The 22,973-nt window shown below is 39.2% G+C and carries 18 protein-coding genes and 1 tRNA gene; 18 read left to right on the top strand and 1 reads right to left on the bottom strand.

Going from position 1 to position 22,973, the window contains the following annotated elements:
• Nucleotides 1-49: 49 nt before the first annotated feature.
• A complete protein-coding gene (gene yhbY, locus GQR53_RS01620) occupies nucleotides 50-346 on the bottom strand; it encodes a ribosome assembly RNA-binding protein YhbY (RefSeq protein WP_002963153.1) in 297 nt (98 codons plus the stop codon).
• An 88-nt stretch (nucleotides 347-434) separates the two neighbouring features.
• Between yhbY and rlmE the strand changes: the two genes are divergently transcribed.
• The 18 genes from rlmE to purF all read left to right on the top strand — a co-directional run bounded on the left by rlmE (nucleotide 435) and on the right by purF (nucleotide 22,879).
• Nucleotides 435-1,064, top strand: a complete 630-nt coding sequence (gene rlmE / locus GQR53_RS01615; RefSeq protein ID WP_007586629.1) for a 23S rRNA (uridine(2552)-2'-O)-methyltransferase RlmE — start codon at nucleotides 435-437, stop codon at nucleotides 1,062-1,064.
• Nucleotides 1,065-1,130: 66 nt separating this feature from the next.
• Nucleotides 1,131-3,065 carry an ATP-dependent zinc metalloprotease FtsH gene (ftsH, locus tag GQR53_RS01610; protein WP_165742696.1) on the top strand — a complete coding sequence of 645 codons (1,935 nt, stop codon included), beginning with the start codon at nucleotides 1,131-1,133 and terminating at the stop codon, nucleotides 3,063-3,065.
• Between the two features lie 78 nt (nucleotides 3,066-3,143).
• Nucleotides 3,144-3,989 (top strand): dihydropteroate synthase, encoded by an 846-nt coding sequence (gene folP / locus GQR53_RS01605; protein WP_165742695.1) that lies wholly within the window; start codon nucleotides 3,144-3,146, stop codon nucleotides 3,987-3,989.
• Entirely contained in the window at nucleotides 3,989-5,338 is a 1,350-nt protein-coding gene (gene glmM, locus GQR53_RS01600; RefSeq protein WP_165742694.1) for a phosphoglucosamine mutase, read from the top strand. Before folP ends, glmM begins: the two co-directional genes overlap by 1 nt.
• Before the next feature lie 71 nt (nucleotides 5,339-5,409).
• On the top strand, nucleotides 5,410-6,159 hold the full coding sequence (gene tpiA / locus GQR53_RS01595) for a triose-phosphate isomerase (protein WP_002962767.1): 750 nt from the start codon (nucleotides 5,410-5,412) through the stop codon (nucleotides 6,157-6,159).
• A 1-nt stretch (nucleotide 6,160) separates the two neighbouring features.
• On the top strand, nucleotides 6,161-6,514 hold the full coding sequence (gene secG / locus GQR53_RS01590) for a preprotein translocase subunit SecG (protein WP_002962769.1): 354 nt from the start codon (nucleotides 6,161-6,163) through the stop codon (nucleotides 6,512-6,514).
• Between the two features lie 80 nt (nucleotides 6,515-6,594).
• Nucleotides 6,595-6,679 (top strand) — tRNA-Leu (locus tag GQR53_RS01585).
• Nucleotides 6,680-6,998: 319 nt separating this feature from the next.
• Nucleotides 6,999-7,766, top strand: coding sequence for a hypothetical protein (locus GQR53_RS20725; RefSeq protein ID WP_165742689.1), 768 nt, complete (start codon nucleotides 6,999-7,001; stop codon nucleotides 7,764-7,766).
• Nucleotides 7,767-7,796: 30 nt separating this feature from the next.
• Entirely contained in the window at nucleotides 7,797-9,629 is a 1,833-nt protein-coding gene (locus GQR53_RS20720) for a TonB-dependent receptor (protein WP_346774381.1), read from the top strand.
• A gap of 255 nt (nucleotides 9,630-9,884) precedes the next feature.
• Complete coding sequence (locus tag GQR53_RS01570; protein WP_024606169.1) at nucleotides 9,885-11,006, top strand: 4-phosphoerythronate dehydrogenase; 1,122 nt, start codon at nucleotides 9,885-9,887, stop codon at nucleotides 11,004-11,006.
• Between the two features lie 48 nt (nucleotides 11,007-11,054).
• Nucleotides 11,055-12,071, top strand: coding sequence for an aspartate-semialdehyde dehydrogenase (locus GQR53_RS01565; RefSeq protein WP_165742693.1), 1,017 nt, complete (start codon nucleotides 11,055-11,057; stop codon nucleotides 12,069-12,071).
• Between the two features lie 354 nt (nucleotides 12,072-12,425).
• Complete coding sequence (locus GQR53_RS01560) at nucleotides 12,426-16,601, top strand: FimV/HubP family polar landmark protein (RefSeq protein ID WP_165742692.1); 4,176 nt, start codon at nucleotides 12,426-12,428, stop codon at nucleotides 16,599-16,601.
• A 278-nt stretch (nucleotides 16,602-16,879) separates the two neighbouring features.
• Nucleotides 16,880-17,674, top strand: a complete 795-nt coding sequence (truA, locus tag GQR53_RS01555; RefSeq protein WP_002958360.1) for a tRNA pseudouridine(38-40) synthase TruA — start codon at nucleotides 16,880-16,882, stop codon at nucleotides 17,672-17,674.
• A 155-nt stretch (nucleotides 17,675-17,829) separates the two neighbouring features.
• On the top strand, nucleotides 17,830-18,705 hold the full coding sequence (gene accD / locus GQR53_RS01550) for an acetyl-CoA carboxylase, carboxyltransferase subunit beta (RefSeq protein WP_024606166.1): 876 nt from the start codon (nucleotides 17,830-17,832) through the stop codon (nucleotides 18,703-18,705).
• Nucleotides 18,706-18,730: 25 nt separating this feature from the next.
• A complete protein-coding gene (gene folC / locus GQR53_RS01545; protein ID WP_165742691.1) occupies nucleotides 18,731-19,996 on the top strand; it encodes a bifunctional tetrahydrofolate synthase/dihydrofolate synthase in 1,266 nt (421 codons plus the stop codon).
• 11 nt (nucleotides 19,997-20,007) lie between these two features.
• A complete protein-coding gene (locus GQR53_RS01540) occupies nucleotides 20,008-20,649 on the top strand; it encodes an SPOR domain-containing protein (protein ID WP_165742690.1) in 642 nt (213 codons plus the stop codon).
• A gap of 190 nt (nucleotides 20,650-20,839) precedes the next feature.
• Nucleotides 20,840-21,334: a CvpA family protein gene (locus GQR53_RS01535; protein WP_002958356.1), complete on the top strand. Its 495-nt coding sequence runs from the start codon at nucleotides 20,840-20,842 to the stop codon at nucleotides 21,332-21,334.
• 18 nt (nucleotides 21,335-21,352) lie between these two features.
• Nucleotides 21,353-22,879 carry an amidophosphoribosyltransferase gene (purF, locus tag GQR53_RS01530; protein WP_024596369.1) on the top strand — a complete coding sequence of 509 codons (1,527 nt, stop codon included), beginning with the start codon at nucleotides 21,353-21,355 and terminating at the stop codon, nucleotides 22,877-22,879.
• The last annotated feature ends 94 nt before the right edge of the window (nucleotides 22,880-22,973 follow it).

Raw genomic sequence — 22,973 nt, 5'->3', positions numbered from 1 at the left:
TAAGCTGGTTTTTTAATTTAAACGTACTAAATCCTTTAAATAGGATTAATTAGTTACGTGGTAAATGTATTTTTTTCTCAACACTTTGACGATAAAGCACAATAGTGTGACCTATCGTTTGTAGCTTAGTCGCACCAGTTTCACGTACGATTGCTTCAAAAATAAGTGCTTTTGTTTCACGATCATCAGTTGGAACTTTAACTTTGATTAATTCGTGAATTTCTAATGCACTTTGAATTTCGACTACTACGCCTTCGGTTAAACCGTTAGAACCTAGTAAAACTACAGGCTTAAGGCTATGTGCCTGACCTTTTAAAAATTGCTTTTGTTTGTTTGATAATGTCATGTTTATACAAATTTTGCTGAATATGGCTTGAATTAAGGGTATTCTAACGCCATCTAAAGAATATTACTAATTAGTTGCGTGTTAATTTATGACAAATAAAAAACAGTCAGCCAGTTCACAGCGATGGCTGAAAGAACATTTTGATGATAAATATGTTCAAGAAGCGCAAAAAAAAGGCTGGCGTTCCCGAGCGGTTTTTAAATTAGATGAAGTACAAAATAGAGATAAGATACTTCGCCCTGGCATGACCGTTGTTGATTTAGGGGCAGCGCCAGGAAGTTGGTCTCAATACTTGGCTGAAAAAGTAGGCGACAAAGGTCAAGTAATTGCGTGTGATATATTACCAATGGATTCACTTGCGGGCGTTGACTTCTTACAAGGTGACTTTCGTGAGGAGGCTGTACTAAATGCGTTGTTAAAACGTATTGATGGTAAAAATGTTGATGTGGTACTCTCTGACATGGCACCAAATATGAGTGGCAATAACTCAGTAGATCAAGCAGGTAGCATGTATTTGGTAGAACTTGCGCTAGATATGTGTAGCCAAGTACTAAAGAAAAATGGCGCATTTATTGTTAAAGTTTTCCAAGGCGAAGGCTTTGATCAATACTTGCAAGATGTACGTAATAGTTTCAAAGCAGTGAAAATACGCAAACCTGATGCCTCACGTGCCCGTTCTCGGGAAGTATATATAGTAGCGACTGGATACAAACTGTAGTACAGTTGCTTGGCGTTTAGTTGAACTTAAATTAATTGGATACAAGAGGTTAACCCCTTGAGCGATATGGCGAAAAATTTAATACTATGGCTGGTGATTGCAGTTGTGCTGATGTCAGTCTTTCAGAGCTTTAATGGCGGCGAGCAAGTTGATCGTCAAACTAGTTACACTCAATTTGTTAAAGATGTCCGTAGTGGCTCTTTACAAGAAGTTATTATTGACCGTGGTACAGGTAATATTACTGGTACTAAGAGCAGTGGTGAGCGTTTTCAAACAACGATGCCAATGTACGATGAAGATTTAATTAATGACTTACTTAAAAATGATGTAAATGTGAAGGGTGTACAACCTGAAGAACAATCATTTTTAGCAAGTATATTTATTTCTTGGTTCCCAATGATACTCCTTATAGGTGTGTGGATATTCTTCATGCGTCAAATGCAAGGCGGCGGCGGTAAAGGCGCTATGTCATTTGGTAAGAGTAAAGCTCGGTTAATGAGCGAAGACCAAATTAAAACAACGTTTGCCGATGTGGCAGGTTGTGATGAAGCGAAAGAAGACGTTACTGAATTGGTCGACTTTTTACGTGACCCATCAAAATTTCAAAAGCTTGGCGGTAGTATTCCAAAAGGCGTACTTATGGTTGGTCCTCCAGGTACTGGTAAAACGCTACTTGCAAAGGCAGTTGCTGGTGAAGCAAAAGTACCGTTTTTTACAATTTCGGGTTCAGATTTTGTTGAAATGTTTGTGGGTGTTGGTGCATCACGTGTACGTGATATGTTTGAACAAGCTAAAAAAGCGGCGCCTTGTATTATCTTTATAGATGAGATTGATGCTGTTGGTCGTAAACGTGGTGCTGGTATGGGCGGCGGTAACGACGAGCGTGAGCAAACACTTAACCAAATGCTAGTAGAGATGGATGGCTTTGGTGGTAACGAAGGTATAATCGTTATTGCAGCAACTAACCGACCAGATGTATTAGACCCTGCATTACTTCGTCCAGGTCGTTTTGACCGTCAAGTTGAAGTAGGTTTACCTGATATTCGTGGTCGTGAGCAAATACTTAAAGTACACATGCGTAAAGTGCCATTAGGCGATAACGTAGAAGCGGCTCTTATAGCACGTGGTACTCCTGGTTTCTCAGGTGCTGATTTAGCAAACTTAGTAAACGAAGCTGCGCTTTATGCTGCACGTGGTAATAAACGTGTTGTAAGTATGGCTGAATTTGACGCTGCTAAAGACAAGATCATGATGGGCGCAGAGCGCAAGACCATGGTGATGAGCGAGCAAGAAAAAGCAATGACTGCGTACCACGAAGCAGGCCATGCAATTGTTGGTCGTATGGTGCCAGAGCATGATCCAGTTTATAAAGTATCTATTATTCCACGTGGCCGTGCGCTGGGTGTAACAATGTACTTACCAGAACAAGATCGTGTTAGCCATTCAAAAGAGCTTTTAGAATCAATGATTTCTAGCCTTTATGGTGGCCGTATTGCTGAAGCGCTTATTTACGGTGCAGATAAAGTAACAACGGGTGCAAGTAATGACATTGAACGAGCTACAGATATAGCGCGTAAAATGGTTACGCATTGGGGTTTAAGTGAAAAACTAGGTCCGTTACTTTACGCTGAAGATCAGAACGAAATGTATATGGGTGGCGGTGGTAGCCGTTCATCTAGCATGTCAGACGATACAGCTAAAATAATTGATGCAGAAGTACGTTTATTTTCAGATCGTAACTATCAAAGAGCAGAAGAAATATTAAAAGAAAACATTGATATTCTTCACTCAATGAAAGATGCATTAATGAAATACGAAACTATTGATGCTAAGCAAATTGATGATTTAATGGCACGCCAACCAGTGCGTGAGCCGCGCGATGCTCATGACCGCCATGAAGCTAAGCCGGTAAAAGAGCAAGAGCCAGTGCTTGATGAAAGTCAAAAAGCGGATGATTCATCGAAAAAAGATGAAACAAACCTTGATGATAAAGCTGAATAATCGTTAAAATAGTAATGAAAGCCCCGAATTTCGGGGCTTTTTTGTATCAGCTATTTAGAAAAAGAATAAAGGTTGGCAATGACTAATATATTAAAGCTTCCCAGAGGACGTACGCTCAATATTGAAAAGCCTGTTATTATGGGAATATTGAATGTAACGCCAGACTCATTTTCTGACGGCGGGCAGTTTTTAGACCCTAAAATAGCGCTAAAGCGCGCAATGCAATTATTAGATGACGGTGCGCAAATTTTAGATATAGGGGGAGAATCTACCCGCCCCGGCGCGCCAGATGTGAGTTTAAAAGATGAACTTGCCCGAGTAATTCCTGCTATTAAAGCGATACGTGAGTACAGTGATTGCGTTATTTCAATTGATACTAGTAAAGCGCAAGTTATGGAGCAAGCAATACTCGCTGGGGCAGATATAGTCAATGATGTAAGAGCTCTACAAGAAATAAACGCCTTAGAAACGGTTGCGCAGTATGAAGATGTAGCAATTTGTTTAATGCATATGCAAGGGCAACCCCGCAGCATGCAGTGCGCACCTCATTACGACAATCTGTTTGCAGATATAAATATGTTTTTTAGTGAACGTATTAAAGCATGTGAAACAGCAGGGATTAAGTTTGAGCGACTTATTCTAGACCCTGGTTTTGGATTTGGAAAAACACTTAGCCATAACTATCAAATATTGGCTAAGTTTGATGATTTTAATAAATTAGGTTTGCCATTATTGGCCGGATTATCTCGTAAGTCGATGATAGGTAATCTATTAAATAGAGAAACAAATGAGCGATTAGCGGGCAGCTTAGCGGGTGCGTTAATCGCGGCGCAAAATGGCGCAAGAATTATTCGTGTACATGACGTTAAAGAAACCGCAGACGTACTTGGTGTATATCAAGCCTGCGAGAAAGGAATTGCATAATGAAAGAAAGAAAATATTTTGGTACTGATGGCGTACGTGGTCTAGTAGGAACGCCACCTATTAACCCTGAGTTTGCAATGAAGTTGGGTTGGGCTGCAGGGCGCGTATTATCTCAAAGTGGTACTAAAAAAGTCATTATAGGTAAAGATACGCGTATTTCGGGCTATATGCTTGAAACCGCACTTGAGGCTGGTTTAATTGCCGCTGGTATTGATGTTGTATTACTGGGTCCAATGCCGACACCTGCAGTTGCGTATTTAGCGCAAACATTTCGTGCTGAGGCAGGTATTGTAATTAGTGCCTCACATAATCCGTATTACGATAACGGTATTAAGTTTTTCAATGGTCAAGGCTTAAAGCTTGATGATGCAGTAGAGCTTCAAATTGAAGCGATGCTTGATGAGCAAATGACATGTGTTGCTTCAGATAAATTAGGCAAAGCTTCGCGTTTAGTTAGTGCAGACGGCCGTTATATAGAGTTTTGTAAGAGCCAGTTCCCCCAAGGGTTATCTTTAGAAGGGCTTAAAATTGTTGTCGATTGCGCAAATGGCGCTACATACCATATAGCTCCTTCTGTCATGCGCGAACTTGGCGCTGAAGTTATAACACATGCATGCGAGCCTAATGGCGTTAATATAAATCATGAATGTGGCGCTACTCATGTAGATACCCTTAAACGCAAAGTGCTTGAATTTAAAGCTGACGTAGGTATTGCATACGATGGGGATGGCGATCGTGTAATGATGGTTGATCATAATGGTCGTGTATTTGATGGTGACGATTTAGTTTATATTATTGCTTGCCAAGCTGCCGAAGATGATATATTGGGTGGAGGTGTAGTTGGCACTGTAATGTCTAACATGGGTCTTGAAAATGCTTTAAAAGCGAAAGGTATCGAGTTTGCTCGCAGTAAAGTGGGTGACCGCTATGTAATGGAATTACTACAGCAAAAAGGCTGGAAAATTGGCGGTGAAAGCTCAGGCCATGTATTAAATTTAGATTTAATTAGCACGGGTGATGGCATTATATCAAGTTTGCAAGTACTTGCAGCTATGGTTGCACAAAACCGTACACTACAAGATTTGGGTGCTGGTTTTACTAAATATCCAATGAAAATGATTAACGTGCGCTATACCGCTGGAACAGATCCGACAAAAGCGCCAGAGGTACTTTCAGCTGTAGCAGAAGTTGAGCTTGCTTTAGGCGACAAAGGCCGAGTTTTACTGCGCAAATCAGGTACTGAACCTGTGGTTCGTGTTATGGTTGAAGCCGAGCAAGAAAAAATTGTAATAGACAGCGCTCAAAAAATTGCAGCTGTTGTAGAATCTATGAGCAAACAGACTGATTAATAACAATAACCTCTTGTAACTTTGGGCGAGAAAAGTTAATATCTCGCCCGCTTTCTAATGTGGAGTGGAAAATGGCAATACGCAAGGCGATGGTCGCAGGCAACTGGAAAATGAATGGTTCGTTAGAGCTAGTTAAACAAATGTCTGATGCTATTAACGATGTAAAATCACAAGAGATGGACATTGTTTTATTTCCTCCATTCCCACTTGTACCAGCGATGATAGCTAGTGGTGTTTCTACAGGCGCTCAAACTGTTTCTGAAAATACACCTGGTGCGTTTACCGGTGAAGTAGACGGACAGCTTCTAAAAGATTTAGGTGCAACTTACGTACTCGTTGGTCACTCTGAACGCCGCAGTATTTATAACGAAAGTAATGAAACTGTCGCTGAAAAGTTTGCTAGAGCACAAGAAGTTGGGTTAACACCAATTTTATGTGTTGGCGAAAGTGAAAGTGAGCAAGAAAACGGTCAAACCGAACAAGTAGTTGCTGCACAAATTGATGCAGTAATTGAAAAATTAGGTGTAGCAGCACTGAAAGATTCTGTGATAGCATACGAGCCCGTTTGGGCCATAGGCACAGGTAAGACTGCATCGCCAGAGCAGGCACAAACTGTTCATAAATTTATCCGTGATAAAATTGCTGCACTTGACAGCACTTTAGCACAAGGGCTTTCCATCTTATATGGTGGTAGCGTTAATGAAAAAAATAGCGAATTATTATTTGCACAAACAGATATAGATGGCGGCTTAATTGGCGGCGCAAGTCTAAAAGCAGAATCTTTTTCTGCAATCTGTAACAGTGCAAAAGGGACTGTATAAGATGTACGAAATTTTATTAGTAGTTTATTTAGTTGTGGCTTTAGCTCTAGTTGGAATGGTTTTAATTCAACAAGGTAAAGGTGCAGATATGGGTTCTTCATTTGGTGCTGGTGCATCAGGCACGGTTTTTGGTTCGTCAGGTGCTGGTAACTTTATGACAAAAACAACCACAAGCTTAGCAACAGTATTTTTTGTTTTAAGCATTGTGCTAGGTAACCTAACTGCAGGTCAAATTAAAAAGACTGACGAGTGGGAAAACCTAGAAGCAGCTCCTGCAGTGGAAACTGTAGTTCCTGTTGAAGAAGATGTTCCGGTAACATCTACTAAAGAGCAAAGCTCTGACGTACCGAACTAATTTAGCGTAATGTTATCGTTAAACGATTTATACTCCTCAAATAAATCATATGTTTAACAAATAAGCGAGAGCTTAAAAATGCGGATGTGGTGGAATTGGTAGACACGCCACCTTGAGGGGGTGGTGCTTTCGGGCGTGGGGGTTCAAGTCCCCCCATCCGCACCAAATTTAGAAACCAGTAACAGAAATGTTACTGGTTTTTTTGTGCCTGCAATTTAAATTGAATGTTATTTGTACTTTCTTTTTTAAAGGGCAATTAGTTATGTAGAATTTTGAATTATTTGTAAAAAAAACTAGAAATATTACAAATTTAGTTAACACTTATGAGTAATAAGCCGATAATAGATTTAGACAATAAAATAAGCTATTCACAATGGCTTCAGGCTTCTCTTTTCAAAATCTCAGCATAAGTAAAAAAATACATGCGATTACGAGTATTGCTGTCGTTGCATTTTTAGTGATTGTTCTGATCAACTATTTTGCTATGAATGATAATAGAATTGCACTTGATGAAATGGAAAAATCATCCTACAAAGTTGTTAAGTTAACATCAGCTAATGTTGGTATTTTAGAGAAGCTGGACGAACTTTACACCCAAGCCGTAACATTTGGTGAGCAAGATTTAGTCGAGAAAGCATCTGACACATACAAGCAACTTGAATTGAATATTATTGCGATAGAAAAAATAAATGCCTCTTACATTCACAGTGACACTAAAGAGCAGCTCGCAAATTACGAAAAAATATCAGCGACTATCGCAAATGGCATGGTAAATGGAACAGCAGATTTTAGTAAAATTCAACAACAAGCACAGAGGAAAACAGCGCTTTATAACGATGTCCTAGAAAAGTTTAAGGCAGCACAAGTCAAAGCTGACGATCGTTTTTTTGAACTTGTTGCAAGCACAAAGGACCGCTCTGATTACGCCCTTACGTTAATGTTAGTTGTTTCTATTGTATCGCTTATTTTATTGCTCTTTATGGCTATTTGGATAGCTAAGCGAATTGCTTCTTCGGCAAGTGATGCGGCAAATAATTTAAGCTTATTAGCAAGCGGTAAAGGCTCGCTAAGCACTAAATTGACAGTTAACTCTGAAGATGAAATAGGTCAAGTATCTATAAACTTCAACTCTTTTATTGGCATATTGAAAAAAACGGTGTTAGAAATTATCGCGGTTTGCGAACCGTTAATGGAAAACTCTACTCGCTTAGTGCAGGGGATGGAACAAGCGGAGCGTGCAACGACTAAATAAACCACTGATGCTGAGATTGTAAAGCAATCAATGGAAGAGATGAAACAGAGTGTAGGAGATATCTCTCAATCAGCTGCAAGTGCTTCTCATGCAGCGCAAACGGCTGAGAAAGAAGTTGAGCAAAGTAGAACTCAAGTACAAACATCAGTAACCGCTTCTCGTACGTTAAGTGATGAGATTAATCACGCTGCTACAACTATAAATAAATTAGCAGACGATACAAAAAATGTGTCGCAAATATTAAATGTTATTACATCAATAGCGGAGCAAACAAATTTACTTGCACTTAATGCTGCCATTGAGGCTGCCCGTGCTGGTGAGCATGGCCGAGGCTTTGCTGTTGTTGCTGATGAAGTTAGAGAGCTTGCATCGCGAACTGCTCACTCTACAAATGAGATTAGAGAGCTGTTGACTACTTTAACTGAAGCGGCTAACGAATCAGTTACTGCAATGACGACTGCAAGAGATATGGCTACAGATAATGCAACTGCAGCAGAAAAAACGGGCATTTCTATAGAGAAAATTGCAGAGCAAATGCTAGAAATAAATGGGATGAACTCACAAATTGCTGCTGCCACAGAAGAGCAAACATCAGTTGCTGCTATGGTTGTAGAAAACGTGACAAATATGCACGTATCATTTGAAGATACAATGGACTCGCTAACGGCTGTGAGGGATGTAGCTAAAAACCTTCATTACCTTTCAGATAAACTATTAGATGCCACAACTAAGTTTATCTCAAGCTACCGTACATCTGAGTATGAAGGTGGCCTAGATGACGATGCATCACCTTTAAACTTATCTGAGTTTCCAGAAGAGGGCGGAGCTGATCAGTACTCGTTTGAAATTCAACTAAATGCAACATTTGATAATATGGACTTTGTGTCAGGCCTTTACTTTTTTAATGAAGATGGCTTTACACGTTCAGGCCCATTTGTATTCAGCCCATTTAATACACCCAATGGCTTATTGAATGACGGAGTAACAGAATCATTTGGTGGTTACGGCGATTTTGAAATTAACCAAGAAACTAATTCTTACGCAGCCTACTTTAAAAGCTATGATTTAACTGACGATTTAACCGTTGGTGGTGGTCTTCGTTATTCAAAAGATGAAAAAGATGCAAATGCTATATTCCCATCATTTCCTACTCGTAAGTATGTAAGTGCAGATTTTGATGCAGTTACCTGGGATGTAAATGCATCTTATCAGCTTAGTAATAATATGAATGTGTATGGCCAAATTCAAAAAGGCCAAGTACACGAAAATGTATCTATGATGCTTGCGGTATTTGTGACTGATTACACTGATTTAGCATTACCGTTTTCAGACCCAACAGCAGGTGGCGGTTTCGTAACAATTGTAGAAAATGCGGGTCAGTCTAAAGCACAAGGTATTGAGCTTGAAACAACCGTCGCTATTACTGATGATTTTACTATTCGCAGTGCAGTTGGTTATTTAGATTCTGAAATAACAGAAGTGGCTGAGGGTGTACAAGGTATAGGTAAAGGCGATTCACCAGCACTTACACCACGCTGGACTGTCATGGTTGCACCTTCTTACTTTATGGATTTAGAGAGCGGCGCAACACTTGCGTTTAATGCTAATTATTCGTACCGAAGCGAAATGCAAGGGCAATCAGTTTATAACCAAAGTGAGACTATTGACTCTCGTGAACTAGTTGGTTTTAATATTTCCTACACTAATCCATATGGCGATATGGAAGTTACACTGTATGGTGAAAACGTTCTAAACGAAGTTTACGATGTTGGTCGTCTACAACAATCAGGTTTTGTTGGCGTAATGCGCAGTAATGATCGAAGTGAATTTGGTTTGAAATTCAAAAAAGATTTTGAGCTATAAACTAAAATCAAGTAAATGTAATTGAAGTTTATTTTGCATAATAAAGGCCGAATCATGCTGTGATTCGGCCTTTGTGTATTCAATAGTAAGGTTATTATTTGCATCGTTTAAATTCCTAATTTTAATTGCTGATTTAAAACAATCCACATCCCCATTTTTGAGTGTTTGTATTAACTAAAATGCGCCTTTTTAGTTTGTGTAAAGGCTAGGTTGTTCGCTACAATGGCGCCTCTTAATTGCCAAACGGACTCTGTAATGAAAATTCTTGCCGATCAAAATATGCCTTTAGTTGAGCAGTACTTTGCAGACTTTGGTGAGGTTGAGCGTTTTGATGGTCGTAAATTAACGCCTGAACAATTAATAGATGTAGATGTTCTTCTTACTCGTTCGGTGACAAATGTTAATCATGAACTTTTGGTACAAGCTGACAAGTTGAGCTTTGTAGGTACTGCCACAATCGGCATTGACCATATTGATACGCAATTACTGCATGATAGAAATATTGCTTTTACAAGTGCACCTGGTTGTAATGCGGTTGCTGTAGCTGAATATGTAATTAGTAGCTTATTTGCATTAAGCCAAGAAAATGCGCGTCCATTGTGTGGTCAAACAATTGGTATTGTAGGGATGGGCAACATTGGTACATGTTTGGCGCAAAAATTAAAAGCATTAAACGTAGTTGTACTGCTGTGCGATCCGATTAAGCACGAACAAGGCTTATTACAAGAGCATGTAGCGCTTGATGAGTTATTAGCGCAGTCAGATGTTGTTACTTTTCACGTTCCCCTTGTTAAAAGTGGCGAGCATAAAACACTGCACATGATGGGTAAAGAGCGTTTAAAGGCACTTAAGCCAGGAACCACGCTAATTAATGCAAGCCGTGGCGATGTAATTGATAACCAAGCATTACTTGAGGTAATGGAAGCTGGGGCTGATTTAGATTTAGTACTTGATGTATGGGAGAAAGAACCCAATATTTTAACTGAATTACTAGAGCATGTTCGTTACGCTAGTGTGCACATTGCAGGGCATACACTTGAGGGGAAAGCTCGTGGTACACAAATGTTGTATCAAAAACTGTGTCAGCTCAAAGGTGTTGAGGCGATTAAATCGTTGGATGATTTTTTACCAACACCAGCCATTACAAATGCAACTGTTACGCAAAGCCTTAATGAGCAAGATATTGCCCGTTTAGTGCATTTAATTTATGACGTTCGCCGCGATGACGGAATATTACTTCGTCGTCTAGAGAGCGACGGCTTTGATAGTTTACGTAAAAACTATCCTATAAGGCGAGAATTTAGCACTTTATTTCTACAAGGTGATAGCCCACAACTAGCAGCACTTAGCCAGCTTGGCTTTAGCATAGCTGAATAATTATTTAACTAACGATGTTGTTTTAATGTCGTTTATAGAGGAAGAAATATGTCGCAAAAATATAACGTTGCCGTACTTGGCGCTACTGGTTTAGTAGGCCGTCAAATCATTGAAACGCTAGCAGATCGTAAGTTTCCTGTTGATCAGCTTTTTTTACTTGCTAGCAGCCGCAGCGCAGGTGAAGATATAAAGTTTCGTGGTGAGACCATTGAAGTACTTGACGTTGAAGGCTTTGACTTTAGCCAAGCGCATATAGGTTTGTTTTCTGCTGGTAGCAGTGTATCTGAAAAATATGCTCCTATTGCTGCTGAAGCCGGCTGTATTGTAATCGATAATACATCGCACTTTAGAAATGATTTTGAAATACCACTCGTGGTGCCAGAAGTTAATGCTTCAAGCCTAGCTGATTTTAGAAATCGTAATATTATTGCTAACCCTAACTGTTCAACTATTCAGATGATGTTAGCACTTAAACCAATTTATGATGCTTACGGAATAGACCGTATTAATGTATCTACTTACCAAGCTGTATCGGGTGCAGGTAAAGACGCGGTTGATGAACTTGCAAAGCAAACAGCTAATTTGATGAATGCACGCCCTATGGATAATAAAGTATTTCCAAAGCAAATTGCATTTAACGTTATTCCTCAAATTGATAGCTTTGAAGATAATGGCTATACGCGCGAAGAAATGAAAATGGTAAACGAAACTCATAAAATTTTGGGTGATACCACTATTGCAGTGAACCCAACGTGTGTACGTGTTCCCGTATTTTTTGGGCACTCAGAATCAATTAATATTGAAACGCGCATGCCTTATGACTTTGAACACGTTAAACAACTTTTAAAAGACGCGCCTGGTGTCGAGCTAATTGATGATGAAGGTGACTACCCAACAGCAGTGTCTGACGCTAGTGGTAACGATACTGTGTATATAGGTCGATTACGTGCTGATATTTCTCATCCTCATGGATTAAACATGTGGGTTGTAAGTGACAACACTCGTAAAGGTGCTGCAACTAATAGCATTCAAATTGCAGAAGAGCTCATTGCCAATTACATGTAATAGTTAATTGCGCTAAACATGCCTTTGAAGCGGTAAACAGTAGTTGTTTGCCGCTTTTTGTTTATATGGCTTGTCAAATTTTTGCCGTTTAATTTTAAAAATACAAAAACTGATTGATAACACTCAATAAATTAATATTTATAAAGATGTTTTAAGGCATTTATTTTCAAGGTGTTGCGATGGATATTACGCTCTAACTGGTTTATAGTTTGTAATTGGAATAGAGCTTGCAATAAAAATAGATTGTAATAATAAATGCGAGTCAGTCATTTGGCTGATAATAGCAATAATAAACAATATTTATGCACTTAAGTTTTAGGTGTTTTATTAATATTTAAATATTAAAGGATCAGCATGCGCGGTTTAGCTACACTTATTATATTAGCGTCTGCATTGATAGTAACGCCAGTTTACTCTCAGGACAGTACCCAATTAAAGGGGCCTAAAGGCGTTGACTATGGTGCGCAAGGGCGATCAATTGGGCCAATTAAACCAACTGATACGCTTTGGCGTATAGCAGCTAAAGTGCGCCCAGACAATTCTGTCAGTATTTATCAAGTTATGCAGGCTTTGTATAACAAAAATCCCGATTCATTTTTAGAACAAAATCTTAACCACATTCAAAATGGTGCCTATTTAAAAATCCCTACCTTAGCCGAAATAAAAGCTGTAAATACGCAGCTCGCAAAGCAACGCTCTGAGCAAGATGATGCATTATGGGAAAAGAAAAAAAATGGCACGCTTACACAAAGCGAAATTAACTCAGCGCAAACAAAAGTAACTCAAGCGCGTAAAATTGATGTAGACGATGCTAAAAAAGAGATACAGAAAGAATTAAATGAAATAAAAACAGAGCAAGGTACTAAGCTAGTTGAGTTACAACAACAGTTTAAAAGCTCAGTTAGTAATGTAGAAGAGATTTTAGTTGAAAATAATAATCTTAAAAAACAGTTATCAGGAATATCAAAAGAGCTCGAAAACTTACGTTTGCAACTAGGACAAGACAGCGAAATTCAAAATCAGTTAAAAGAACTCATCGTTAAACAAAACGAGATTATTGCCCAACAAAAAAAACAAGAAGTAATACCAAAAGAGTCATTTTATTTTGGCTCATTATTTTCAAACCCCATAGTACTGGGCATGTTAATGTTTATTCCTGGGTTACTGATTATTTTTGCAATCGTTATGTTTTTACGCAAACGAGCAAGCAATCAAGAAGAGCCGCAAAACGATGATGACTTTTTACCACAAACCCCAACTTATACTGGCGATGATGATTTAGGCCCAAGCTTAAATGACGATCCAATTGTACCTGACCCTTTAGATGACTTGAGTGTTCAATTAGATGATAGTCTCGAAAGTGATATGTTGCCTAATGATGATTTAGACGACGGCTTAGATGATTTTTCTGGCGACGAAAATTTACTTGATCAGGATGAGCTCGAAAGCTTACTAAGCGATGACATTGTTTTTGATGATGAAAATACCGATGACGATGATGAGCTCGATATTTTTATGCAGCAAGGGTTTGATCAACCTTCAGATGAAAACGCTGAAGATATAGATTTAGACTTATCTGATGACTCAATTAACAATGATGAAATCCTAACTAATGACGATTTAGATAGCTTGTTTGATGAAGACGATAGTCTACCTGAGTTTGATGCACCGCAAACAAGCGAAGCTTTAGAAGATGACAGCTTAGAATCTCATGATGAAATGGCGGCTTTAAGTGAAGAGCTTGCAGATGAAGATAATTTTGATATAGATGAATTATTAGATCAAACATCAACAGAATTAGATACCTCAAATAGCACTTCAGCTGAACTTGATACAAGCGACGACTTTGATTTAGACGATATAGATAGCTTAATTGATGAGGCGAATGACCCAAAAAGTGATGTGGTAGATGACTCACTTGATGCAGAGTTACTCGACGAAGATGAACTTCTAGAAGAAAGCGACGACTTTGATTTAGACGACATAGATAGCTTAATTGATGAGGCTGCAGTTGATACTGCAAATGATTCATTAGTTGAGGAAAGTGACGACTTTGATTTAGGCGATATAGATAGTTTAATTGATGAGGCTGCAGTTGATACTGAGAATGACTCTTTAGTTGAGGAAAGTGACGACTTTGATTTAGACGATATAGATAGCTTAATTGATGAGACTGCGGTTGATACTGCAAATGACTCTTTAGTTGAGGAAAGTGACGACTTTGATTTAGACGACATAGATAGCTTAATTGATGAGGCAGCGGATGATACTGCAAATGATTCATTAGTTAAGGAAAGTGACGACTTTGATTTAGACGACATTGATAACCTAATTGATGAGGCAGCAGTTGATGCTGCAAATGATTCATTAGTTGAACAAAGTGATGGCTTTGATTTAGACGATATAGATAACCTAATTGATGATGAAGTAAAAAATTCAGATGTAAGAGATTCAGAAATTGATAATGCATTGGCAGACTCAGTTGAGGATTTAGCAGATGCTCAAGAAGAATTAAATGTTGATGATATTGAGTCGCTTGCTTCATCATTAAATGAAGAACCCGAGCTTGACGATGAGCCTGAGCTTGAAGAAGAGCCTGAACTTGAAGAAGAGCCTGAGCTTGAAGAAGAACCAGAGCTTTTAGCTGAACCCGAGCTTGTAAAAGAGCCTGCGCTTTACGATGAGCCTGAACTCGCAGAAGAGCCTGAGCTTGAAGAAGAGCCCGAGTTTATAGCAGAACCCGAGCTTGTAGAAGAACCTGAGCTTGTAGAAGAGCCTGAGCTTGAAGGAGATCCTGCGCTTTACGATGAGCCTGAACTGGCAGAAGAGCCTGAGCTTGAAGAAGAGCCCGAGCTTGACGATGAGCCTGAGCTTATAGAAGAACCTGAGCTTAAAGAAGAGCCTGAGCTTGAAGAAGAGCCTGCGCTTGAAGAAGAGCCTGCGCTTGACGATGAGCCTGAGCTTGACGATGAGCCTGAACTTGCAGAAGAACCTGAGCTTAAAGAAGAATCTGAACTTATAGATGTAACGGTTGATGATTTTTCAGATACATCAGAGTCGCTTCTTGATCCTGAAGATGCGCTTGAAGAATATACAGATGATACTTTAAAGAGCGTTGATGAGCTTTTAAATGAGCTACAACAAGCGACGGATGATGACTATATAGAAACACCAGATTGGTCTTTAGATCAGCTTGACGACGATCTTGAAGCAATAGAAGTAGATCTTGGTGACGATCCGTTAGCGGGCGACGATGACTCAGATCTTACAAAAATTGAAGAGCAGCTTGATAGCGATCTTATAACGCCAAGTGAAGAGTTAGATGAATATCCTGAACTTGAATTAGATGATGATCATTCATTATTGGAGAATGAACCTTCGTTTGAGCCGCAAGAACCTAAAGAAAATGCACCGAGTGAAGAAAATGCAGTAGCACTTAGTCAAACAGAGAAAGATCTCGCAAATGCGCTTTCTGAAAATGCTAACTTAGATAGCTTAGAAGATGATTTTGATGATGAACTATTAATTGATAATGACTTCTCTGAATCAGAAGCTAAGGTTAAAGACGAGTCGTTTGATGATGATTTACTGCAAGAAATTAATGACGGAATTGATTCTGTTGAACCAATTAGTATAGAAGAGGATACCAAACCTCTTAACCTTGATGAAGTTCAAGAAACACTAGAAAGTGAGTTGCCATTTACTCCCGAAGAATTACAAGGTGATGATTTAGACGGTGAGGCGCAGGGAGTCGCTTCCAGCCAAGCTGAGCAGGACTTATCAATTGCGCTTTCTGAAAATACTGATTTAGATAGTTTAGAAGACGATTTTGATGATGAAATTTTAATTGAAGACGATTTTTCTGACTTAGATGTTGAGTTTGACGAAGATACTTTAGAGCAAGCGCTAACTGATGAGTTATCAGACGATCAGCAAGAGCAAACAAATGCAGAGCGCGAAGCACAGTTAACAAACTCAGATGAAGCAGGTAGCACTGATATTAGCTCTGACGATGAACTTGATGAAGAGTTTATGTCAAATTTGACGCAAACTGATTTTGATTCATTACTTAGTGAGTTAGCGGAGCCTGAAGAATTAAGCGCTGAGGATAGCAGTGAATTTGATGTCGACTTTGACAGCTTGCTAAAAGAAGACTTAGAGGAAGATGACTCATTAACTACAAAAGAGCCACTTGTTGAAAGTAGTGATATTGAGCAACTTGATAATGATGAATTTGTAGATATAGATTCATTATTAGAAGAAAGTGAAGAGGCTGAACTTGAACACGAACCTTACACCGACGTTAATATGGATGTCGGTTTGAGTGAGTTTGATGCATTACTTGCTGGTGATAACCCAACCGATGTTGATGCTGAAAGTGGTGGCTATTCAGCTAAACTAGATTTAGCGCGTGCTTATATTGAAATTGATGATTTTGATTCTGCGCTCAAGGTCATTGAGGATGTCATCAACAAAGGCCCTGAAGAAGTTCAAGAAGAGGCACTTAGTTTAAAAGCGAAACTAAAATAACAAATTGTTTTAAAAAACCCTTAATTGGTCATACTAATTAAGGGTTTTTTATGGAAGTTAGTTTAATTATAACAAGGAAAAGCAACGCATTAATGAAGCGAATTTTATAGTATGTAATTGTTATAAAAGAATAATTTACATCGTAATTATTAAGTTATTTGATTCATTAAAATGATCATGTTTTTAATAAAAAGGGTATTACCGCACACCTCCTTTTATTGCGTCGAGAGATAGCATAAAATGCCGTGTTCATTAGCACAGTAGGTAAAGCAGTAATTATGCGAGTAGCACTTGGAGTTGAATACAACGGCGTACGCTATAGTGGGTGGCAACGTCAATCACATGTAAATAGCGTACAACAAGAAGTAGAAAAGGCATTGTCGCGTATTTGTAATCACCCAGTTGAAGTAGTATGTGCGGGGCGAACTGATGCGGGTGTGCACGGTACAGGTCAAATAATACATTTTGAAACTGAAGCTTCGCGTGACATGGTCGCATTTACAATGGGTATGAATACCTTATTGCCTAAAGATATTGCTATTCGCTTTGCACAACCAGTTGCTGTCGATTTTCATGCTCGTTTTAGTGCAACCGCTCGCCGATACCGCTATATTATTTATAACTCTCCTTTTCGAGGAGCAGTGTTAAGCGAAGGGGTTACGCATTTTCATCACCCATTAGATGAAGTTAAAATGCAGGAAGCCTGTCAGTATTTGATCGGGACACACGATTTTACATCTTTTCGAGCGATCCATTGTCAAGCGAATACACCGACTCGTACTATTCATCATTTATCGGTACAGCGCCAAGGGTGTTACGTTATTATTGATATTAAGGCGAATGCGTTCTTACATCACATGGTACGTAATATAACGGGGAGCTTGATGGATATTGGCATACATAAGCAACAGCCTATTTGGTTGAAAGAATTACTTGATTGTAAAGAGCGTGCTAAAGCAAGTGCTACAGCTAAAGCTGCAGGTTTATACTTGGTTGATGTCGATTATCCTGAAGAGTTTAATATTCCTAAAATGCCTTTAGGTCCATTGTTTTTACCTGACGCTGAAATTTAGTTATGGTTGTCGTTAGTGCTTTTTATGAACACTTTTAACTACTAAGACCAGTTTTTTATACCGCGTTAGTGTAATTCATGTTTTAATTGAAAAAATTTGTCTGCTAATTGCTATTGGCAGGCTCGCGACACAGAACAGCATTAAGAGAGTTGCAAATGAGTTGGCTAGAAAAAATCTTACCTAAAACGACAAAATCATCAGGTCGTAAAGAAATCCCAGAAGGTATTTGGGCTAAGTGCACATCGTGTGATTCAATTTTATATAAAGCTGAATTAGAAAAGTCATTAAACGTATGTCCTAAGTGTAACCATCATATGCGTGTTAGTGGCCGTAAGCGCCTGGAGCACTTTTTAGATGAAGGTGACCGTCAAGAGCTTGGCACACAACATGAGCCTAAAGACATTCTTAAGTTTAAAGATTCTAAAAAATACTCTGATCGTATCAGTGCAGCCCAAAAAGCAAGTGGTGAAAAAGATGCACTTGTAGCTATGAAAGGCCGATTAAAAGGTATTCCAGTTGCAGCAGTAGCATTTGAGTTCTCGTTTATGGGTGGTTCAATGGCTTCTGTTGTTGGCGCTCGCTTTGTTGATGCTGTTGATCAATGTTTAGAGCATAACATGCCGCTTATTTGTTTTTCTGCATCAGGCGGTGCACGCATGCAAGAAGCGCTTATGTCGCTTATGCAAATGGCTAAAACAAGTGCTGCACTTGCAAAAATGACTGAAAAAGGTCTTCCGTTTATTTCAGTCATGACTGACCCAACTATGGGTGGTGTATCTGCATCACTTGCTATGCTGGGCGATATTAACGTTGCGGAACCTAAAGCATTAATTGGTTTTGCGGGTCCTCGTGTTATTGAGCAAACTGTTCGCGAAACATTACCTGAAGGCTTTCAGCGTAGTGAATTTTTGCTTGAACACGGTGCAATTGACATGATTATTGACCGCCGTGAAATGCGCGATACCCTTGCACGCATTTTAGCTAAATTTATGAACTTGCCTTCTACGGAACAAGAGCATAGAGTAGCGTAAATTTCAGCTTTACTGATTACACGCTATGACAAAAAAAACTCCTAGCCAATCATCAAGCCTTGATGATTGGCTTTTTTATTTAGAAAGTGTTCACCCAGCTAACATTGCTATGGGCTTAGAACGAGTTGCTAATGTTGCTAACAATATTGGCCTGTTAAACACTCCAAGTAAAATTATTCTTATTGCCGGTACAAACGGTAAGGGCACCACAGCACGCTGCTTAGAGTCGCTATTGCTAGCGCAAGGTTTCAATGTGGGTACTTACGCATCTCCACATTTAATTCGTTATAACGAGCGTGTACGAGTTAATGGGGAAGAATTGGCAGACCAATTTCATATAGATGCTTTTCACCAGCTTGAGCAAGGCCGTAAAGACACTCCTCTGACTTATTTTGAATATGGTACTTTGGGTGCGTTGGCAATTTTTAAACGCTGTAACGTCGATTATGTATTACTCGAGGTTGGTTTAGGTGGGCGCTTTGACGCCACAAATATAGTCACTCCCTTTGCAAGCGTGATCACGACTATAGACTTAGACCATAAAGAGTACTTAGGTGATACCCGTGAGTTAGTGGCTTATGATAAAGCCGGTATTTTTCGTGAAAATACGCCCGCTATTATAGGGGATTTAAATATTCCTCACACAATGACTGATTACGGCAAAGAAATTAATGCCAATATGACGTTGTCGGGCAGTGACTTTATTTTTAAAGAAAATGCTGAGAGCTTTAATTGGCAATATAAAGAACATAATCTTGAAATAGATAAGCCAGCAATACCGTGTCAAAATGCAGCAACCGCATTAACCACGCTCAGTGTTTTAAACTTATTACCAAGTGAGCAAGTTATACGAAGTTGTTTAGCTAATTTAGTTGTCGAAGGGCGATTTCAACAGTTAAGTATTGAGCCTTTAGTCTTTACCGATGTAGCACACAACCCTGAGTCGGCGCGTTATTTAGCCAATAAGTTATCAAGCTATAAAGATAAAGGCTTTAAAATTCATGCATTAGCCGCTATGCTTGCTGATAAAGATAAAACGGGTGTACTTAAAGAAGTAAGTCACTTGGTCGATGAGTGGTCATTAGCGAGCTTAAGTGGCCCGCGAGGCGACACTGCAAGTAATTTACAAAATGCACTGCAGGAATTGTCTCATCATAATACTATTAATAGCTATGACAGTGTGGGACAGGCACTGAATGTAATTTTACCAGAACAACAAAGTGATACTATGTTGATTATATTTGGTTCATTTTTTACAGTTGCTGGCGCTATTAATTACTTTAAAAAATAGAGAGGATGTCGGTGAACTCAAGTTTTATTAATCGCTTAGTCGGAACAAGTATAGTGGTGATTGCAGCAATTGTGTTTATCCCTAATATACTCGATGGCGAAAAAGTGCATTATAAAGAAGGCTTTAAAGCGATCCCAGACCGCCCTGAGTTCAAAACAATCGATCTTCAAGAGTCAATTGATGAAAATATGGCTAATGCTGAGCCACTAAAGCAAGATGAAATTGAAGACATTCAAGCTGACGATGAAGCTTTTGAGCAGCAAAGCGCGAAGGATGAGAGTGATTACGCTGTGGAAGATAAAGTTGTTGAAGCAACTATAGAACCCAAAGCTACACCAATTACAAAAGCACCTGTTCAAGCTAAGCCAGAGCCAATTGCACCACGTAAAAGTGATGAAAACCTAACGAGTATGGCCTATGTTATTCAATTAGGTAGTTTTTCACATGTTGCAAACGTTAAAGCATTACAGGCTAAATTAAAGGCTGAAGGGTTTAAAACGTTTACTAAACCGATTAAAACCCCAAATGGGGCATTAACCAAAGTATTTGTTGGTCCTTCGCTTGATAAAAGTGAATTACAAAAGCAGCTCCCCCAGCTCAAAGAGCTTACTAAATTAAATGGTAAAGTTACGCAGTACGAAGTAACAAAATAAATAAAGGCTTGTATAACAAGCCTTTATTTATTTATTTATATTTTTTTTATCATTATCTTTATCTCACAATACCTAGACTAGAATGTTAATTTTTTGTATTAACTACAACCCAGTAATCTCCCGTTTAAACTTGCATACTAACGATGTTTGGGTATAGAATGCGCCCCAAATTAGCGACTAATTGGTTCTTATGATCTGGGTTGATTACGCCATTATTGGCATCATTGTATTGTCTACCATCATCGGTTTAATACGCGGCTTTGTAAAAGAAGCAATGTCATTAGCGGTATGGGCTGGCGCCTTTATCATCTCTAGCTTATTTTACCAATATTTAGCTTCCTTCCTAACAACCATTTCTGAACCCCTTTTAAGAAATGCGGCGGCCATAGCCATATTATTCTTTGCGACGCTACTGTTAGGCGGTTTACTAAACTACATTTTAGGTGAACTTGTACATCGTACTGGTTTATCGGGTACCGACCGTGTCTTTGGTATAGTGTTTGGTGCTCTACGAGGCGTGTTGGTCGTGAGCGCGTTACTCTTCTTTCTTGATGCTTTTACTGGTGCACCCAATACGCACTGGTGGGGCAATTCTATTTTGATTCCAGAATTTGGCTTTGTTGTTGAATGGTTCTTTTCGTACCTAGAAAACAACTCGAGCTTTTTAAATTCAGTAAACCGTTAATCGGCGAGGATAAATTACATGTGTGGTATCGTTGGAATAGTCGGAACATCCCCTGTCAATCAGGCGATTTATGATGGCTTAACTGTTTTGCAGCACCGTGGTCAAGATGCCGCGGGTATCATTACCATTGAGAATAATACGTTCAGCTTACGCAAAGCAAATGGCTTAGTGAAAGATGCCTTTCACACTCGTCATATGAAACGACTACAAGGTACGATAGGTCTTGGCCATGTGCGCTATCCTACAGCAGGGTCTTCAAGCTCATCTGAAGCACAGCCTTTTTATGTTAACTCACCGTTTGGTATAGCGCTTGCCCATAATGGTAACCTTACTAATGCAGAAGCTTTAAAAGAGCAGTTATTCTCAGAAGCACGTCGTCATGTAAATACAACATCTGATTCAGAAATCTTACTCAACATCATGGCACATGAACTAAGTAAATCTGATAAGTTGCATTTAGACCCTGAAGATATATTTACTGCGGTAACCGAGGTAAATAATAAAGTAAGCGGTGGTTATGCAACAATTGCTATGATTATTGGTCACGGTATTGTTGCTTTTCGCGACCCGAATGGTATCCGTCCACTTGTATTTGGTAAACGTGAGACTGCAAAAGGGACTGAGTACATGTTCGCCTCTGAAAGCGTTGCGTTAAAACCGGACGGCTTTGAGTTTGTACGTGATGTTGCCCCTGGTGAAGCTATATATGTTACAGAAGAAGGTGAATTTCATTCACTTAGTTGTGCAGATAAAGCATCTTACTCGCCGTGTATTTTTGAATTTGTTTATTTTGCTCGACCTGATTCAACAATAGACCGTATGTCTGTTTATGCAACACGCGTAAACATGGGCACAAAACTAGGCGAAAAAATTGCACGCGAATGGGCTGATAAAGACATTGATGTAGTTATCCCAATCCCAGAAACTTCATGCGATGTAGCACTGGAAATTGCACGTGTGCTTGATTTACCGTATCGCCAAGGTTTTGTTAAAAACCGTTATATTGGTCGTACATTTATTATGCCTGGTCAAGAGATGCGTAAAAAATCAGTGCGTCAAAAGCTAAATGCAATTGATCGCGAGTTTAAAGGCAAAAACGTATTATTGGTTGATGACTCAATTGTTCGTGGTACAACATCAGCACAAATTGTTGAAATGGCTCGTGAGTCTGGTGCTAAAAATGTTTACTTTGCATCCGCAGCGCCTGAAATACGCTTCCCTAATGTGTACGGTATTGATATGCCTTCAGCAGCTGAGCTTATTGCTCACGGCCGTGAAGTTGAAGATATTAATGCAAGTATTGGTTCTGACGGTTTAATCTTTCAATCGTTAAAAGATTTAATAGCTGCGGTTAGCCAAGAAAATCCTGAAATTACTAAGTTCGAAACCTCAGTATTTGATGGGCAATATATTACAGGCGACATTGATCAAAACTATTTAAACCGTATTGATGAGCTACGTAACGATTCAGCAAAAAGCACCCGCGAAAGTGCGATGTCTTCAAGTTTAGAGATTCACAACCAAGACGAAAACGAAGCTGATTAATAATTAGTTAATAAAAAGTCGTTACATAAAAAAAGGAGCTAATTAGCTTAATGCCGATCAGTTAAGAAAATGACCGGTTGACCGATCCAAACGA

This window comes from Pseudoalteromonas sp. Z9A6 (genome assembly GCF_011378805.1).
GTDB classification, from domain to species: domain Bacteria; phylum Pseudomonadota; class Gammaproteobacteria; order Enterobacterales; family Alteromonadaceae; genus Pseudoalteromonas; species Pseudoalteromonas distincta.
The sequence above is the reverse complement of the archived record's forward strand: the minus strand, read 5'-3'. Positions and strand labels throughout refer to the sequence as shown.